Source organism: Bradyrhizobium sp. LVM 105 (genome assembly GCF_003957705.1).
Classification (GTDB): domain Bacteria; phylum Pseudomonadota; class Alphaproteobacteria; order Rhizobiales; family Xanthobacteraceae; genus Bradyrhizobium; species Bradyrhizobium frederickii.
The window spans coordinates 1-17,076 of the sequence record NZ_QZMV01000021.1 but is presented as its reverse complement, the minus strand read 5'-3'; the positions used below and the strand labels follow the sequence as shown (position 1 = coordinate 17,076).

Below are 17,076 nucleotides of genomic sequence, written 5' to 3'. Positions count from 1 at the left end.
GAGAAGGTGGCGCGAAGCGCCGGATGAGGGGTTCTCTCCACGCGCTCAATTGAGAGTGGGCCTCACTGAGAGACCCCTCACCCGTCTCGCCGCTGTCGCGGCGAGCCACCCTCTCCCACAAGGGGAGAGGGGAAAGAAGCAGCCCCGTCGACCAACCGAAACCGCAGCGTGAACTCGGCTCCGCCGCCGGGAAGATTCTCCACCGCAACCGTCGCCGCGTGATCGTCCGCCACGGCGCGCACGATCGAGAGTCCGAGGCCCGCACCGTCGCTGCGGCGGCGGTCGGCGCGCCAGAAGCGCTGGAAGATCAGCTCGCGCTCGGCCTCCGCGATCCCCGGACCGGAATCGCGCACGCGCACCGAGCCGTCCTCGCTCACCTCGACGTCGACGGTGCTGTCCTTTGCCGTGAACTTGATGGCGTTTTCGGCGAGGTTGAAGATCGCCCGCTGCAGCATCTGCGCATTGCCGTGGATCAGCACCGGCGCATCGGTGCCCTTGAGCGCGATGTCCTTGTGCTGCGCGATCGCGAACGGGGCGATCGCGGCGACCACCTCGGCGCTGACGGCGCGCAAATCCGCGGTCTCGCCGGGATCGAGCACCAGGGTGTCGAGCTCGGCGATCTCCAGCAGCTGGGCGACGAGGCGGCTCATGGTTTCGATGTCGGCATGCAGCGCCTGCCGCGCCGCGCGATCGTCAAGCGTCTCGATCCGGGTGCGCAGGATCGCGAGCGGCGTGCGCAATTGATGCGCTGCGTCCGCCGTGAACTGCCGCTGCACCCGAAAGCCGCCTTCGAGCCGGTCGAGCGCCTGGTTGACCGCGGTGACGAGCGGCAGGATCTCGCGCGGAATCTGTTCCGTCGGCAGGCGGATGTCGGTGCGCGCCGGGCCGATATTGCTGGCCTTCTCGGAGGCCTTCCACAGCGGCGCGATCGCCCGGCGAAAGATGATGATGTCGGTGGTGAGCAGGATCAGCAGGATCGGGATCGTGATCCATCCGACACGCCGGAAGAAGTTCGAGACGATGTCGTCGATGATGACGTCGCGGTGCGCGAGGTCCTCGGCGACCTGGATGCGCACCGTCTTGCCGTCGATGTCCCGGGCGACCGTGGCGCCGGAAATGCTCTCGGGCGGGCGCGTTGCGGCGGCCGCGGAGCGCCGGTGCGAGGAGAACAGCAAGCGGCCGTCGGCGTCGCGAATGTCGTATTGATAACGGCCATACGCGTCCGAATAGAGGCCCTTGAGACTGTCGGGCAGATTGAACGTCAACTGGCCGCCCGGCTGCGCCACGATCCGCTCCGCCAGCACTTCGGCCTGGGCGCGCATGGCATCGCGATGCAGCTGGTCGATCTCGGAATTGAGCAGCCAGAACAGCACCAGCGGCAGGAAGATCGCGACCACCGCGACCGCCAGGATGTGCAGGAACACGATGCGCCAGATCAGCGATTTGAACGTCGGCGACCGGCCATAGGACCCGGCCTCTGACCCGATCTGGGCCACGCTATTTCTCCACGTCCATGAGATAGCCGACGCCGCGGATGGTGTGGATCGCGACCTTGGCGCCGTGTTCGGCGAGCTGCTTGCGCAGCCGCGAGACGTAAACCTCGACCGCGTTGGAGGCGACCTCGCCGTCCAGCCCGAAGATATGGTCCTCGACGTTCTTCTTCGGCACCACCCGCCCCTGCCGGCGCAGCAGGATCTCGAGCACCGAGGCCTCGCGCGCGGAGATGATCCGTGGCTGGTCGTCGACGAAGATCTGGCGGCTCTCGGTGTCGTAGACCAGGTTGGCGAGACTGAGCGAGCGGCCGAGCAGCTGGCCGGGCCGGCGCAGGATCGCCTCCAGCCGCGCCACCAGTTCCTCCATCGCGAAGGGTTTTGCGAGATAGTCGTCGGCGCCGCTGCGCAGGCCGCTGACGCGGTCCTGCAGGCCGCCGCGTGCGGTCAGCACCAGCACGGGGAGTGGCTCCATCTTGACCCGCAGCTCGCGCAACACCGACAGACCGTCGCCGTCGGGCAGCCCGAGGTCGAGGATCATCGCGGCATAGCTGACGCTGCTCACCGCCTCGCGCGCCTCGGCCGCGCTGCCCACGATGTCGCTCTGGTAGCCGGCCGCCGCCAGCCCGCCCGCGACGAGCCGCGACAGCTCGGCATTGTCCTCGACGATCAGAAGGCGCATCGCATATCCGCCGAATACTCAAGTCACCGCACGGCTCGCGCGGCATCTTCGCTCTCTTCCCCCATTCCGGCCGCCTCGGCCAGCGAAAAAGCGCGGCCCTGGTCGCTCTGCCCTGTAAGATTCATGTAAGCCAATCGGGTCGCCGTCGAAAAATGTCGGCGCCTGGTCAAGGCAGGCGCGGTGACCGGCTGGCTGTTGTCCGTGCTCCCGGTCGCGCTACCTTCTCCGGTCTAGCCATTGGTCGAGCCGTTCCAACCATCCCCACATCGCCAGCGTCCGCGGTCGGCTTTTGGCCGACCACTCCAGGACGGCCTGGAGCGAACGCTCAGCACCCTCCGGGTCAGATTCCATCAGGATCTTCAGCAATCGCTTGCCCAGCTCGGTGTATCGTTCGGACACCAGAGCATAAAAGATCGCCAACATCGCCGGGACAATCAGCGCCAGAGGACTTGGCCACGAGACGTCCTGAACAAGGAATATCGAGCACGCCACCAAGGCCAAGGCGAAGCCCGAAACGATCAGGCCCTCAACCTGCATTCCGTGGTGTCTGATCGCCAAGGTCGTATAGTAATCGAGATCGGCGACCCCCTTGGTCCTGACGTCGGCGCGCATCAAGCCGAAAATCATACTTCTCGTTTCTTGAAGGTGCTTGGGCAACGCATTGTCCAGGCCCTGCAAGGGACCGTCGTCGTAGACCGGCCCGACATTGTCGGCAGTTCGGAAGAAGCCGGCCCTGGCCAGGTCGTGCGTTGCCTCCAGGGCGAAATGATCGGCTGCGACTTCGGCTTGAAGGGTTTCCTCATGATAGCAGAACATTGAGGCCCAACAGGCGAATGCGATGATCAACGGCAAAAGCAGCCAGTGCACCGGATGCGCGAACGCCACCACCAGGGCGGCGGTCGAGATGTAACCGAAGGAATTACGGGGAGCGAACGCAATTGCTCGCGTGTGAAGGCCGCCGACATGACCGAATTCATGCAGCAATGGGTAGTACCGATATGGATTCCCGAGCATTTGATCGGGGCCGGAATGGAATGCTATGATCGCGCGATCTTTCCTCACCGGCACGGCAACCGGCACGCCCAGTGTGGGGACGACGATGAGCGATACCGAGACCGACTCGCCGTTCGACCAGATATCCTCTGTCTGCGATCCGGGAAAATAGTCCGTCGGTTCACACACCCGAATTTGGGGCTCGCGCTCAATCCGCCCGATCAACCAATTTACGAGGTGATATGCAGCGCTCGCGTTCGCGGTCTCGCGAACGAGCAACCACATGCAAACGCAGGACACTGCAACGAGCGCCGCCAAGCTCCATTGAGCGTCGAGAGCTGCGGCTGGCAGAAGGATCAGCAGCGCCGGCTGCCTGACCAGCGGTCGAATCCAATTCAGGACCTGGTATGCTCGACCATTGATCGATTGAAGAACGCGCCGGAGCGACATTGCTAAGGCAGAGCAAGCTTGACCGCGTTCTCAATCGCAGCGCGATCGTATGTCACGACTATGTTCTCTTGAACGAGGCGCTCCACGACTGCATCGGCAATCTCCGTAACGCTTGGCTTCTTCTCGGGAGTCAACGCCTTCTTGATATTCAGCATATTGCTTACGACTGATACGACTGCCGAAACGATGGGTAGCCATCTCACTACTTCTTCCACCAGAGGCCACAAGTTCAGCTCCAGTGCAGGACCGCCGCTACCTGACGTCGGTTTGTTTCCTTTGACGAGATCGTTGATCGTCGCATCACTCAACGCTGCAGCATCCGGCCGCGTCTGCAGAAGCAATTCTCTCACCGCCAGCTCGTGCTCTGAAAGGCTCGACATGAATTCGTCCTCAGGTTGTAAATCCATAGCATACGCGATCTCCGGGTCAGCCTGCTACCAGAGATTTTGCTTGCCAGGTCATTTTGGTGTCACGGACGACAACATTCGGCGCTGACGCGCGTTTGCTTCGAAGAGGACTTGTTTCCCAACTGTCGCCACTGGCAGGCGATTGACCGCGACCTGCCAGTCGAACCCATCCCTGGCTCGCCGTGAAGTCGTATCTCCGCCCGCCGATCCGATTGTAGAAATGGTCTCCGGCCGGCAGAGGCGTCTTCAGCAAGTCACCGCCGAAGAGTTCGTGAATGAGCAGCCGTGACGTTGCACTGCCCGGCCGCAGGATTGTCCGCTGTCCATTGATTGGCCGTCGCCAGCGACCATGCCTTGCGCATGCGCTTTGGACTCGATCGGGATCGAAGCTCATCCGATCCCTTGGGTCTGACAGCCGAGCCGCAATTCGGATTTTGCGATCAAGCTTCTACCACTGTTTTGCCCGACGCATCAAGTTAGTTCGGTAATTCCGCAAAGGCTCGCGCTGCGCCGCCAAGTCATTGATGAACCTGTCCCGTCTACTGTGCATGGGGTTGTTTTGCAGGTTTTGTTTGGACGTCCTTCGAACGCCGAAACGACAGCGCCCCGGAGCTTTCGCACCGGGGCGCTGCCTGCGAGAGATGGCGTGATCAGCTCTGCGAGCGCCGCGCCATGAAGATGTCGTAGCCGACCTCGGCGACCTGGAACCATGAGTAGCCGTCGCTCGTGAACTTGGCGAGCGAGTCGTGCACCTTCTTGAAGTTGGGGTTGGTCGCAGCGACTTCGGCGTGCAGCTCCTTGGCGGCCTTGTAGCAGGCATCCATGATCGACGGCGAGAAAGCATGCAGCTTGGTGCCGCCCGCGAGCAGCTTCTTCAACGCCAGCGGATTGGCATTGTCATAGCGTGCCATCATGTAGTTGTTGGCGTAGTGGCCGGCCTGCTCCAGCACGCTCTGGTAATATTTCGGCAGCGCGTTCCACTTGTCGAGGTTGACGAAGGCCATCAGCATCGGTCCGCCTTCCCACCAGCCGGGATAGTAGTAGTGCGGCGCGATCTTGTAGAAGCCGAGCTTCTCGTCGTCATAGGGGCCGACCCATTCGGCGGCGTCGATGGTGCCCTTCTCCAGCGCGGGATAGATGTCGCCGCCGGCGAGCTGCTGCGGCACCACACCGAGCTTCTGGAGCACGCGGCCGGTGAAACCACCAATGCGGAATTTCATGCCCCTGAGATCGTCGGGCGTGTTGACCTCTTTCCTGAACCAGCCGCCCATCTGGCAGCCGGTGTTGCCCGCGAGCAGCGAGACGACGTTGTAGCTCTTGTAGAATTCGTTGAGCACGTCGCGGCCGCCGCCCAGCATGTACCAGGCCTGGTTGATGCGCATGTTGGGGCCGAACGGCACGGCCGAACCGAAGGTGAAGGTCGGATCCTTGCCGAAATAATAGTAGGAGGCGGTGTGGCCGATTTCGCAGGTGCCGTTCTGCACGGCGTCGAGCACCTGGAGGCCGGGGACGATCTCGCCGGCCGCGAAGATCTGGATCTGGAATTTGTTGTCGGTCGCCTCAGCGACCATCTTGCACATCATCTCGGCCCCGCCAAACAGCGTGTCGAGCGACTTCGGCCAGCTCGTCGGCATACGCCATTTGATTTCCGGCATCGATTGCGCGATCGCGGGAGCCGCGAGCGTGGCGGCGCCGGCCGCGCCAAGTCCTGTGACCTTGATGAAGTCTCTTCTCTTCATGATTTCCTGCCCTGATGTACCAGTGATTGTGGGCCTTCTTGTCGAGGCTTGGGGCCAGCATGACGCAAGCCGCGGCCGAATGCCATCCCGATCGCACTGCGGCAAAGAAAAAGCCCGGCCTCGCGAGCGAGGCCGGGCAATTTGGTCCTGCGACTCAAGCCGCAGATCAGCCGCGCGTGCGCGAGCGGATCATGAAGCTGTCGTAGGTATATTCGGCAACCTGCCACCACAGATATTCGTCGGAGCGGTAGGCCTGCATGGCGTCAATCACCTTCTTGAAGTCGGCGTTCTTGGCCGAGACCTCGGCCCAGAGCTCGTTGGTCGCCTTGAGGCAGGCTTCCAGCACTTCGTTGGTGAAGGGGCGAAGCTGGGTGCCGCCGGCAACCAGGCGCTTCAGCGCCGCCGGGTTCTGCATGTCGTAGCGCGCGGCCATCCAGGTATTGGCGTGGGTGGTCGCGTTGGCGAGGATGGCCTGGTAGCTCTTCGGCAGCGCGTTGAACTTCTCCAGGTTGGCGAAGGCGTGGACGGTGGGACCGCCTTCCCAGAAGCCCGGATAATAGTAGTACTTGGCGACCTTGGCGAAGCCGAGCTTCTCGTCATCGTAGGGGCCGACCCACTCGGCGGCGTCGATGGTGCCTTTTTCCAGCGCCGGATAGATGTCGCCGCCGGCGAGCTGCTGCGGCACCACGCCGACCTTCTGAAACACCTGGCCGGCGATGCCGCCGATGCGCATCTTGAGGCCGGAGAGGTCGGCGACGGTCTTGATCTCCTTGCGGAACCAGCCTCCCATCTGCGCGCCGGTGTTGCCGCAGGGGAAGCCGATCACGTTCGACTTCTTGAAGAACTCGTTGGCGAGCTCGTTGCCGCCGCCCTGGAAGAGCCACGAATTCTGCTGGCGCGCATTGAGGCCGAACGGCACCGAGGCGAAGATCGCGAAGGTCGGGTCCTTGCCGACGTAGTAGTAGGACACCGTGTGGCACATTTCGACCGTGGCGCTGGAGGTCGCATCGAGCGCCTGCAGGCCGGGAACGAGCTCACCGGCGGCGAACACCTGGATCTGGAATTTGTTGTCGGTCATCTCGGCGACGTACTTCGACACCTGCTCGGCACCGCCGTAGATGGTATCGAGCGACTTCGGGAAGCTCGAAGTCAGGCGCCACTTCACCTCGGGCGAGGACTGCGCGATCGCCGGTGAGGCCACTGCGGTCGCCGCCGCGCCTGCTGCCGACACTTTCAGAAAATCACGACGCTTCATCTTCAGGTCTCTCCTTGCTGGGGCGTTTCCCCTTGAACTTCTCTTTTGCCGCCGCTGATTCCAGCGACGCGACAGGGCCGCGTCGAACCGAAGGGGCTTGACTGCGGTGGGCCTTTAACACGGAAGGCCCGTTTTCGGAACGCGACAATGGCATGACGGGGGTCTACGAAAGTCGCATGTCCCCCAAAGGGACGAGGAGGCGCTCCGGCGACGCTCAGGCTGCCGCGATGACGCCCTTGAGCTGGTCCCGGACCTGCCCTGCAATGGCGCGGTAGATGGCCGCATGGGGACCATCCGGCTCGCTGTCGACGACGGGGTTGCCGGCGTCCGAAGTGGCGCGAATCGCCATGTGCAGCGGGATCTCGCCGAGGAACGGCACCTCGAGCTTCTCGGCCTCGTGCCGCGCACCGCCATGGCCGAAAATGTCCGACCGCGTGCCGCAATGCGGGCACTGGAAATAGCTCATGTTCTCGACGATGCCGAGCACGGGCACGTTGACCTTCTTGAACATGGCAAGTCCGCGCCGCGCGTCGATCAGGGACAGGTCCTGCGGGGTCGAGACGATCACCGCCCCCTTGAGCGGCACGTTCTGCGCCAGGGTAAGCTGGGCATCGCCGGTACCCGGCGGCATGTCGACCACGAGAACGTCGAGCTTGCCCCATTCGACGTCGCGCAGCATCTGCGTCACCGCCGACATCACCATGGGACCGCGCCAGATCATCGCGGTCTCTTCCTCGACCAGGAAACCGATCGACATGATGGCGAGGCCGAAGCGCCGAAGCGGAATCATCTTGCGCTCGTCGTTCAGCTCCGGCTTGTCGCGCAGGCCGGTCAGGCGCGGCACCGAGGGGCCGTAGATGTCGGCATCGAGCAGCCCGACCTTGAGGCCGAGATCGCGCAGGCCGAGCGCCAGATTCAGCGCGGTGGTCGACTTGCCGACGCCGCCCTTGCCGGACGCGACCGCGATCACGGCGGCGACGCCCGGGATCTCCGACTGCCGCGCCATGGGCGAGCCGCCTCCCTGCGGCGGCTTGTGGGCATGGGCCGGCTGCACGCCCGGCGCGCCGCGACTGGGTTGCGGAGGCGGCGGCGGTGCGGAGCCCGGCTTGCGCTCGGCGGTCAGTGCCACCATGACGGTAGTGACGCCGGGGATGCTACGCACGGCGGCCTCGGCCTCGGCCCGGATGGATTCCCAGGCCCTGGCCTCGGCGGCGTCGACATTGATCGAGAAGAACACCTTGCCGTCGGACGCGCTGATCGCGCTCAGCACATTGGAATTGGTAAGCGCGACCCCGCGGGGCGACTTGATCCTGGCGAGGCTGTCGAGAACCTGTTGCTGCGTCACGCTCAAAGCGCATCTCCTGAACGGAGCCTGATCCGGACCCGGAGGGCCGCGCCAGCGCAAAGCGGGAAGCGGCTTTCCGGCAAGGTCAGGCTCGAGACTTTAGGATGCCCCATTAGAGCGGAAACGCCCAAAAGGCTACTGCCTGCCGATATCGTCAGCCATCTCGGCGGGCGCCGCCCCCTGCTCCTTGGCGGCCTCGTAATTCAGCTCGATCATGACCCCGTTGGGGTCGTGAACGAAGATCTGCCAGAGGTCGCCGCCGGGCACCTGGCGGGAGTCGAACTTCATCCCCTTGGAGGCCAGCCGCTGCTTCATGCCGTCGAAGCCGCGGCTGACGAAGGCGACATGATGGACGACGCCGGAATCCGGCTTCTGCGGCTCCGCCGTCGCGGAAATATCGACCAGGTGCACCACCGCCCGGCCATCGCTGTACATCCAGGCGCCGGGGAAGGCGAAATTCGGCCGGGCGCCTTTTTCCAGGCCCAGCACGTCCTCGTAGAAGCGGACAGTCTCGGCCAGATTCCGGGTCCGGATGTTGAAATGATCGAGGACGCCAACGCTCACACCGCCCATGCTCTCGCTCCCTTTTTCGAAGTTCTTGGGTCCCGCCATCCTAGCACAGGGGGCCGCCAAACGAAGCCGTTGCCCTCCCGGCTTAACGGTTTATGGTGCGCCTCCGATCCGCCCTCGCAGCGGAACTTCGAGGGTGCCGCCCGGCGCCCTCGCCCGGATACAACCGTAAAACTCAAAACTACGGACAAGGTACCACACATGGCTAAAGTCGCTTTCCTCGGTCTCGGCGTCATGGGCTTCCCCATGGCCGGACACCTCGTGAAAAAAGGGGGCCATGAGGTCACCGTCTACAACCGCACCGCGGCCAAGGCGAAGGAATGGGCGGACAAGTTCGGCGGCAAGACCGCGGCGACCCCGAAGGCGGCCGCCGAAGGTCAGGATTTCGTGATGTGCTGCGTCGGCAACGACAACGATCTGCGCGCGGTCACGATCGGCGCCGACGGCGCCTTCGCCGGCATGAAGAAGGGTGCGACCTTCGTCGATCACACCACCGCATCTGCCGAGGTCGCGCGTGAGCTGGACGCAGCCGCCGCCAAGGCGGGCTTCAAATTCGTCGACGCGCCGGTCTCCGGCGGCCAGGCCGGCGCCGAGAATGGCGTGCTGACGGTGATGTGCGGCGGTGCGCCCGATGCCTATTCCGGCGCCGAGCCGATCATCACGGGCGCCTATGCGCGGATGTGCAAGCTGCTCGGGCCCGCCGGAAGCGGCCAGCTGACGAAGATGGTCAACCAGATCTGCATCGCCGGTCTGGTGCAGGGTCTCTCCGAGGGTATCCACTTCGCCAAGAAGAGCGGCCTCGACGTCGCCGCAGTGATCGAGACCATCTCGAAAGGGGCCGCGCAGTCCTGGCAGATGGAAAATCGCTACAAGACCATGAACGAGGACAAGTACGATTTCGGCTTCGCGGTCGAATGGATGCGCAAGGACCTCTCGATCGCGATCGCCGAAGCCCGCCGCAACGGCGCCAACCTGCCTGTGACGGCGCTGGTCGACCAGTTCTATTCCGAGGTCGAGAAGATGGGCGGCAAGCGCTGGGACACGTCGAGCCTGCTCGCGCGCCTGCAACGCTGACGCGCTGTTGCGGCATCGTTCGGGTCGTGCAGCATCCGAGCTTCGTCGCGATCTCGGCCGCGACGGAGTTCTGTGAAGCGTACCAACCGAACCAATCATGGACTTCCGGGGGGAAGCCTTGCCTAACGTGATCGCCGCCATCCTTGTCGTTGCGCGCCTGCTCTCGGTCGCGCTCGTGTTCGCGCTGGCATCACCTTCGCAGGCGCTCGCCGCATCGCTCGATGGCGCCAGCATCGGCCCGCAATGGGCGCTCCCCTTCGCCGGCATGCTGCTGTCGATCGCGATATTTCCGCTCGCAGCGCCTCACTTCTGGGAGCACCACCAGGGCAAGATCGCTGCGATGTGGGGTGCCCTGATCGTGCTACCGCTTGCCTTCTGGTACGGCCCGCTTCCAACCATCCAGGCTCTCGTTCATACCGCGCTGCTCGAATACATCCCATTCATTCTGCTGCTCCTTGCTCTGTTCACTGTGGCCGGCGGAATCGTGGTGCGCGGCAATCTTCACGGCTCCCCGGTTCTGAATACGCTGTTGCTCGCTCTGGGCACTCTGATCGCGAGCGTCATCGGCACGACCGGCGCGTCGATGGTCATGATCCGGCCGGTCATCCGCGCCAATGACGACCGGCGGCACAACGCGCACGTCGTCATCTTCTTCATCTTTCTGGTGTCCAACATCGGCGGCTCGCTTTCGCCCCTGGGAGATCCGCCGCTGTTTCTGGGATTCCTGCGCGGCGTGGACTTCTTCTGGACCACGACGCACCTGTTCCCCCAGACCACGTTCGTGGCCTGGATTCTGCTCGCCCTGTTCTTTTGCATCGATACTTATCTTTATCGCAAGGAAGGCCGCGTCAAACCGGACCCGACTCCGGACAATCCCTTGCGGATCAGCGGCGGCCTCAACTTCGCTCTAATGGGAGTGATCATTGCTGCGATCCTCTTGAGCGCCAAGCTCGACCTCGGTGGATTTGAGGTTCTCGGCACGCATCTCCAGCTGCAGAATCTTCTGCGCGATGCCGTGATGATCGGCGTCGTGTTCGCTTCTCTTGCCGTCACGCCGAAGGAGGACCACGACGCGAACGGCTTCTCTTGGGGCCCCATGATCGAAGTGGCCAAGCTGTTCGCCGCCATCTTCATCACCATCATTCCCGTGCTTGCGATCCTCAACGCCGGCAAATCCGGCGCGTTTGCCTTCGTCGTAAACATGGTCACCAACGCCGACGGTACGCCGAACAATGCCGCCTATTTCTGGCTGAGCGGCTTGCTCTCATCCTTTCTCGACAATGCGCCGACCTATCTGGTCTTCTTTGAGCTTGCTGGAGGCGACGCCAAGCATCTGATGACGAATGGCGCAGTGACCCTCGCCGCGATCTCGGCGGGTGCCGTGTTCATGGGCGCAAACTCTTACATCGGTAACGCGCCCAACTTCATGGTGTACGCGATCGCGCGAGGGAGCGGCGTCGCAATGCCGGGCTTCTTCGGATACATGGCCTGGACCTCCGTCCTGCTGCTGCCTGTGTTCGCATTGGTCACACTGCTCTTCTTCAGGTGAAAACGGCCCCGCGCCTCTCCGCCAACTGGCGCCGGGACCAGGTGCGAGTTAACGCCCCGTTAACGTAATTCTTTAGCTCCTTAAGTCACCTCTTAAGGATTTCTTGCCAGAGATAGACAATGCAGAAGGCCCGCGTCCGGCGTGGGCAGGAATCGTTGTTGCTTGATGAGTAACCCCGCTGAAAAGCCTGAGGTTGTGCAGCTTCCGGCCGAGCCGGTGAGCGCTCCATCGGCGAGCAGCCGAAGGGCTGCGGCGCAGCGGGTGCGCGAGGCGCGCGACAAGTTAACCTCGACCAGCGGAACCCGACCGGCCTTCGACGCCGAGATGCTGCGGCAATACGCCCAGACCCGGCTGTCGGCTTCCTATGTCGTGATGCTACTGGTGGTCGCGACCGGATTGCTGTTCGGGCTGTGGATGCAGCCGATCCCCGCCGCCGCCTGGACCGTCGGCATGCTCTGTATCCATGCGGCGATGATCCGCAGCTGCCGCCGCTTCCTGACCGAGCCCGCCTCGCCCGCGGCGACGCGCGCATGGCGGACGCGCTTCGTCGTGCTCGATCTGCTCTATGGCCTGTGCTGGATGGCGATCCTGATCCATCCCGTGGTCGACATGGTCACGGAAACGCTGATGATGTTCCTGATGCTGCTGGTGATCGCGGTATCGAGCATGGTCGCCGCGAACTTGCCGATCGCAGCCCTTGCCGCCACCGCGCCCGTCGCGGTCGCCATGGCGCTGAGCTTTGCGATCACCGGCTCGCTGGACAATTACATCCTGGCCGCGCTCGCGCTCGCCGCCGAAGGCTATTTCGTGCTGCTGGCGCATCGCCTGCACTCCTCCACCTTCGCGACGCTGGAGGCGCGCGCCGAGAAGGACGCGCTGATCGGCGAGCTCGAACAGGCCAAGGCGATCTCGGACGAAGCGCGCCACCGCGCCGAATCCGCCAACGTCGCCAAGTCGCGCTTCCTGGCGCAGATGAGCCACGAGCTGCGCACGCCGCTGAACGCCATCCTCGGTTTTTCCGAGGTGATGAAGAGCGAGATCTTCGGCGCCCATGCGGTGCCGGTCTACAAGGAATATTCGGCCGACATCCATAATTCCGGCGTCCACCTGCTCAACCTCATCAACGAGATCCTCGACCTGTCGCGGATCGAGGCCGGCCGCTACGAGCTCAACGAGGAAGCGGTGTCGCTGGTCGGCGTCGTCGCCGACTGCCACCACCTGATGAAGCTGCGCGCCTCGAGCCGGGGCATCACCATCCACGAAGTGTTCGAGCAGGCCATGCCGCGGCTCTGGGCCGACGAGCGCGCCATCCGCCAGGTCGTGCTCAACCTGATCTCCAACTCGATCAAGTTCACGCCGCAGGGCGGCGAGATCTGGCTCAAGGCCGGCTGGACCGCTTCGGGCGGACAATATCTCTCGGTGAGGGATACCGGTTCCGGCATTCCCGAGGACGAGATCCCGATCGTGCTCGCCTCGTTCGGCCAGGGCTCCAACTCGATCAAGTCGGCCGAACAGGGCGCAGGCCTCGGCCTGCCGATCGCCAAGAATCTGATCGACCTGCACGGCGGCACGTTCACGCTGAAATCGAAGCTGCGCATCGGCACCGAGGTGATCGTCACCTTCCCGCCGGAGCGCGTGATGAGCGCGCTTGCACCGCTGTCGGATGATTCTCCACCGCTCCAGCCCGAGGGTTCCGTGCTGCCCGACGAGAAGCGCCGGCCGCGCCACAAGCCGATCATGAGCGCCGGCACGGGCTCTTAACCAGAAGCTTGCAGAGATGGCCGACAATCCTCCACTATGTCCGAATGAGCAAAGAAACGCCGTGCGTCGCCGTCTGCATGATCGATCCCAGGACCAAGCTGTGCTTCGGCTGCGGCCGGACCTTGCCCGAGATCGCGCGCTGGCACGCCATGGAAAGTGCGGAACGGCACGCCGTCATGGCCGTATTGCCGGGACGGATGGCGGAAGCCGGACTTGCGCCGATCGCGGCATCGCCCAAGCGCGCCTGACCGGCGTGCGCGCCTGCGGAGGCGCGCGATGATCCGCTTCCTGCTCGTTCTCGCCATGCTCGCCGGCACGGCAGGCGCGGTCGTCGCCTATGGCGATCCGGAACAGATCGCGCGCGCCAGCCACAAGGTCTCGCACATCTTTCGCGCGCAGACGGTGGCGCCCGCCCCCGCGGTGCAGATCCCGCGCGGCCAGAGCGGCGAATTTGCACTGCGTGCGAAAATCAACGGGGTCGCAGCGCCGATGGTGATCGATACCGGTGCGACGTCGGTAGTGCTGACCTGGGAAACCGCGAAAGCCATCGGCCTGCCGCTCGAGATGCTCGAATACGATGTCGATCTCGAAACCGCGGGCGGCCATACCAAGGCGGCCCGCCTCACGCTCGACCGTCTTTCCGTCGGCCATCTCGTCGAAAAATCGGTTCCGGCCCTCGTCGTCCAACGCGGGCAGATGAAGACCAACCTGCTCGGCATGAGCTTTCTCGACCGCCTGGAGAGCTGGGGCGTCCGCGCCGACAAGCTGATGCTGACCGGCTATCCCGAGCTTCAGAGCAGCCCCCGCCGCTCGCGCACCGCGATCGACTAGATCGCAACGGCGCGCGCGCGGCCACCGCCGGGGGCTAGAGCAGCGGCGGGCCCTGCCGCAAATTCATGTGCCGGTTGACGTCCTTGTAGAGAAGATAGCGGAAGCGGCCGGGGCCTCCGGCGTAGCACGCCTGCGGGCAGAAGGCGCGCAGCCACATGTAGTCGCCGGCCTCGACCTCCACCCAGTCCTGATTGAGACGGTAGACCGCCTTGCCTTCGAGCACGTACAATCCGTGCTCCATGACATGCGTCTCGGCAAAGGGGATCGTCGCCCCCGGCTCGAACGTCACGATGTTGATGTGCATGTCATGGCGCATATCGGCCGGATCGATGAAGCGGGTCGTGGCCCACCTCCCCTCCGTGCCCGGCATCGCGACCGGCTCGATGGAATCTTCGTTGGCCACGATTGCCTCGGGCTCGGCCAAGCCCGGCACGCGCTGGTACAGCTTGCGGATCCAGTGAACCTGTGCAGGGCCAGGGCCGCGGTTGCGAACGCTCCAGGCGCAGCCGGGCGGCAGATAGGCGAAGCTGCCGGGCCTCAGCTCACGTTCACCTTCTGCCAAGCTGAGAATCAACGTGCCGCCTGCGACGAACAACGCCCCTTCGGCATCCTTGTCCGGCTCGGGCATGTCACTTCCTCCGGCCGGCGCGATCTCCATGAGGTAATGGGAGAAGGTCTCGGCGAAGCCGGACAGCGGTCGCGCCAACACCCACAGGCGCGTGTTGTCCCAGTGCGGCAGGTGGCTGACGACGATATCGCGTTGCACACCGCTGGGAATGACGGCGTATGCGTTCGTAAAGACCGCGCGGCCGCTCAGCAGGTCCGTCTGCGACGGAAGGCCGCCCTGCGGTACGTGATAGGTGCGCGATGACATCATGAAGCCTCGTGAAGTTACCTATGGGAACCTATCAGCTTGCAGCCGACTGGACACCCAGCTGCAGCTGCTCGCTCAGCCAATGTTCTTCGAGATTGGCGCCATCCCCCTTGCGGTCGACAACGAGGAACGCGCTTGCGTCCTTGAGAACCAGGAGCGGATGGTGCCAGCAATTCCGGGCATAATTCACGCCTTGGTGGCCTCTTGCCGCGAACGCCCGATAGCTCGCGGAGATGGCGGGGTCCATGCAGACGACGACCAGCCAGTCGGCGCCGTTCAGAGGCATGAACATCTGGCTCCCAAGCGGATGGCGCTCCATCAGGCGGATCGCGATCGGCGCGGGCCGCACCGAGGCGACAAACCAGCTGATGTTGACCTGTCCGCCTTCCGCGGCAACGTCGATATTGGCAAGCCCGTTGAAGCGCTGAGCGTAGCCCTGGTTGATCGATAGCGGCGTGTTGCCTTCCGTTTCGACGACGTCTCCGAACGGAGCGAACGCCTGCTTCGTCAAAGGCTCGATCGAGAGTGTCACCATTGCCAACTCAAGCGCTCCGCGTTCAAAGGGTCTGCAGGCCCGCGACGGGAGCATCGGCACCGGCTGGATCGACCCGCAGATTGTCCACTGCGTGCGGAGCGTCTCGCCGCGACAGGACGCTCGGAAGGCTCCATCGGTCATTCGTTGACCGGCTGCGACATCAAGTCCAATATATAGAACGACACGATTGATAGGTTTTCGCTATGGATCTCCGCCAGCTCCGGTACTTCATCGCGGTTGCCGAAGAGCGCAGCTTCACCCTCGCCGCCCGGCGGCTGAACCTCTCGCAGCCGCCGCTCAGCCAACATATCCAGGCCCTCGAGGCAGAGCTCGGGACCCAGCTGCTCTACAGGACCAGCCGCAGGGTCGAGCTGACGCAGGCGGGTGAGGCCATGCTGGTGCGGGGACGCGCCATCCTGCAACAGGTCAAAGCCGCGGAAGACGAGGCGCGGTCGATCGGAGCCGGCCTGATCGGAACGCTGGATGTCGGGGCGACCGGCTCGATCCTGCGCGGCCGTCTCGCAGAGCTGCTCGCGGCCTACCGGAAGGTCGCTCCGCGGGTCAGGATGACGGTGCATGAGCAGGCGCCGGCACTGCAGATCGCGGCGCTCCTCAGCCGCACGACCAACATCTGTCTCATTCGCGGAATTCCCGCCGAGCGCGACCTGACCAGCAAGCTCGCGTGGCGGGAGGAGGTCGTCATCGCAATGACGCGCACCCATCAGCTGGCGCGCCGCAAGCGCATCGCGCTCGGTGAGCTCGCGTCCGAGGACCACGTCGTCCTCGATCCCGATAGCTCCGATTTCGCACGATACGTGCAGACCTGCTGTGTCGATGCCGGCTTCCTGCCAAAGGTGTCCCAGCAGGTCGTCGACGCCCAGTCGATCCCAAGCCTGATCGCCGCGGGTTTCGGCGTGGCACTCGTGCCGCAGTCGATCGCGCGCTTCACCACCGCCGACATCGTCTTCCGTCCGATCCGGCCCTCGCCGCCCACGGCCGACGTGTTTCTGGTCTTCAGAGCGGACGAGACGTCGATGGTGGTGCACAATTTCATCAAGCTCGCGCTTCGATACCTGAATTACCGCAAGGGTGTGGGTTGATGCTGCCGGCGCCGGCCCCGCCTCCTCCGCATCGCTGGGATGCTGCGACGTGTCCGGGCAATGGGATGCACCCACTCTCCTCCACGTCATTGCGAGATCCACGCAAGTGAGTCGGCACCTCTTCCGCACGCTCGTGTCCCGGACAAGCAACAACGCGCAAGCGTTGCGGCGCAGAGCCGGGACCCAGGGTGGCACGGTCCAATGCCGCGACATGGGCCCCGGCTCAGCAGCGCACCGCCAAAGCGGCGCTGCGCTGCGTCCGGGGCACGAGAGCGGAGTGTGGCGCACATGCTCTCTCCCCGTCATTGCGAGGAGCCCTTGCGACGAAGCAATCCAGACTATTTCTGCGGACACATTTCTGGATTGCTTCCGCCTTCGCCAAGGCTTCGGCGGACAAGTCGCTGCGCTCGCAATGACGGAG

At 64.1% G+C, this 17,076-nt stretch carries 16 protein-coding genes and 1 pseudogene; 6 read left to right on the top strand and 11 right to left on the bottom strand.

Going from position 1 to position 17,076, the window contains the following annotated elements:
• Positions 1-77: 77 nt before the first annotated feature.
• The 9 genes and pseudogenes from D6B98_RS34925 to D6B98_RS34885 form a co-directional block, all read right to left on the bottom strand.
• Positions 78-1,496: a sensor histidine kinase gene (locus D6B98_RS34925; protein WP_126261540.1), complete on the bottom strand. Its 1,419-nt coding sequence runs from the start codon at positions 1,494-1,496 to the stop codon at positions 78-80.
• Between the two features lies 1 nt (position 1,497).
• Entirely contained in the window at positions 1,498-2,172 is a 675-nt protein-coding gene (locus D6B98_RS34920; RefSeq protein WP_126261539.1) for a response regulator, read from the bottom strand.
• A 216-nt stretch (positions 2,173-2,388) separates the two neighbouring features.
• The gene (locus tag D6B98_RS34915) at positions 2,389-3,450 is read right to left on the bottom strand and encodes a hypothetical protein (protein WP_126261538.1); all 1,062 of its coding nucleotides are present in this window, start codon (positions 3,448-3,450) and stop codon (positions 2,389-2,391) included.
• A 167-nt stretch (positions 3,451-3,617) separates the two neighbouring features.
• Positions 3,618-3,995: a hypothetical protein gene (locus D6B98_RS34910; protein WP_126261537.1), complete on the bottom strand. Its 378-nt coding sequence runs from the start codon at positions 3,993-3,995 to the stop codon at positions 3,618-3,620.
• Positions 3,996-4,041: 46 nt separating this feature from the next.
• Positions 4,042-4,384, bottom strand: a pseudogene (locus D6B98_RS42025) (YunG family protein).
• Positions 4,385-4,672: 288 nt separating this feature from the next.
• Positions 4,673-5,761: a TRAP transporter substrate-binding protein gene (locus D6B98_RS34900; RefSeq protein ID WP_126261536.1), complete on the bottom strand. Its 1,089-nt coding sequence runs from the start codon at positions 5,759-5,761 to the stop codon at positions 4,673-4,675.
• A 166-nt stretch (positions 5,762-5,927) separates the two neighbouring features.
• Entirely contained in the window at positions 5,928-7,016 is a 1,089-nt protein-coding gene (locus tag D6B98_RS34895) for a TRAP transporter substrate-binding protein (RefSeq protein ID WP_126261535.1), read from the bottom strand.
• Positions 7,017-7,230: 214 nt separating this feature from the next.
• Positions 7,231-8,367, bottom strand: a complete 1,137-nt coding sequence (locus tag D6B98_RS34890; RefSeq protein ID WP_126261534.1) for an Mrp/NBP35 family ATP-binding protein — start codon at positions 8,365-8,367, stop codon at positions 7,231-7,233.
• Positions 8,368-8,496: 129 nt separating this feature from the next.
• Positions 8,497-8,934 carry a VOC family protein gene (locus D6B98_RS34885; protein WP_126261533.1) on the bottom strand — a complete coding sequence of 146 codons (438 nt, stop codon included), beginning with the start codon at positions 8,932-8,934 and terminating at the stop codon, positions 8,497-8,499.
• A gap of 198 nt (positions 8,935-9,132) precedes the next feature.
• On the opposite strand from D6B98_RS34885, the gene D6B98_RS34880 reads away from it, so the two are divergent.
• From D6B98_RS34880 to D6B98_RS34860, 5 genes are all read left to right on the top strand, one after another.
• Positions 9,133-10,005: an NAD(P)-dependent oxidoreductase gene (locus tag D6B98_RS34880; protein ID WP_126261532.1), complete on the top strand. Its 873-nt coding sequence runs from the start codon at positions 9,133-9,135 to the stop codon at positions 10,003-10,005.
• A 118-nt stretch (positions 10,006-10,123) separates the two neighbouring features.
• Complete coding sequence (locus tag D6B98_RS34875; protein WP_245481521.1) at positions 10,124-11,554, top strand: sodium:proton antiporter; 1,431 nt, start codon at positions 10,124-10,126, stop codon at positions 11,552-11,554.
• 165 nt (positions 11,555-11,719) lie between these two features.
• Positions 11,720-13,315: a sensor histidine kinase gene (locus D6B98_RS34870; RefSeq protein WP_126261530.1), complete on the top strand. Its 1,596-nt coding sequence runs from the start codon at positions 11,720-11,722 to the stop codon at positions 13,313-13,315.
• A gap of 44 nt (positions 13,316-13,359) precedes the next feature.
• Positions 13,360-13,563 carry a DUF1289 domain-containing protein gene (locus D6B98_RS34865; protein WP_126261529.1) on the top strand — a complete coding sequence of 68 codons (204 nt, stop codon included), beginning with the start codon at positions 13,360-13,362 and terminating at the stop codon, positions 13,561-13,563.
• A gap of 28 nt (positions 13,564-13,591) precedes the next feature.
• Complete coding sequence (locus D6B98_RS34860) at positions 13,592-14,146, top strand: TIGR02281 family clan AA aspartic protease (protein WP_126261528.1); 555 nt, start codon at positions 13,592-13,594, stop codon at positions 14,144-14,146.
• Positions 14,147-14,180: 34 nt separating this feature from the next.
• Here D6B98_RS34860 and D6B98_RS34855 read toward each other — a convergent pair whose 3' ends face one another.
• Positions 14,181-15,020, bottom strand: coding sequence for a bifunctional allantoicase/(S)-ureidoglycine aminohydrolase (locus tag D6B98_RS34855; protein ID WP_126261594.1), 840 nt, complete (start codon positions 15,018-15,020; stop codon positions 14,181-14,183).
• Between the two features lie 34 nt (positions 15,021-15,054).
• Positions 15,055-15,555 (bottom strand): ureidoglycolate lyase, encoded by a 501-nt coding sequence (locus D6B98_RS34850; protein WP_126261527.1) that lies wholly within the window; start codon positions 15,553-15,555, stop codon positions 15,055-15,057.
• A 203-nt stretch (positions 15,556-15,758) separates the two neighbouring features.
• Between D6B98_RS34850 and D6B98_RS34845 the strand changes: the two genes are divergently transcribed.
• Positions 15,759-16,655: a LysR substrate-binding domain-containing protein gene (locus D6B98_RS34845; protein ID WP_126261526.1), complete on the top strand. Its 897-nt coding sequence runs from the start codon at positions 15,759-15,761 to the stop codon at positions 16,653-16,655.
• Positions 16,656-17,076: the final 421 nt, after the last annotated feature.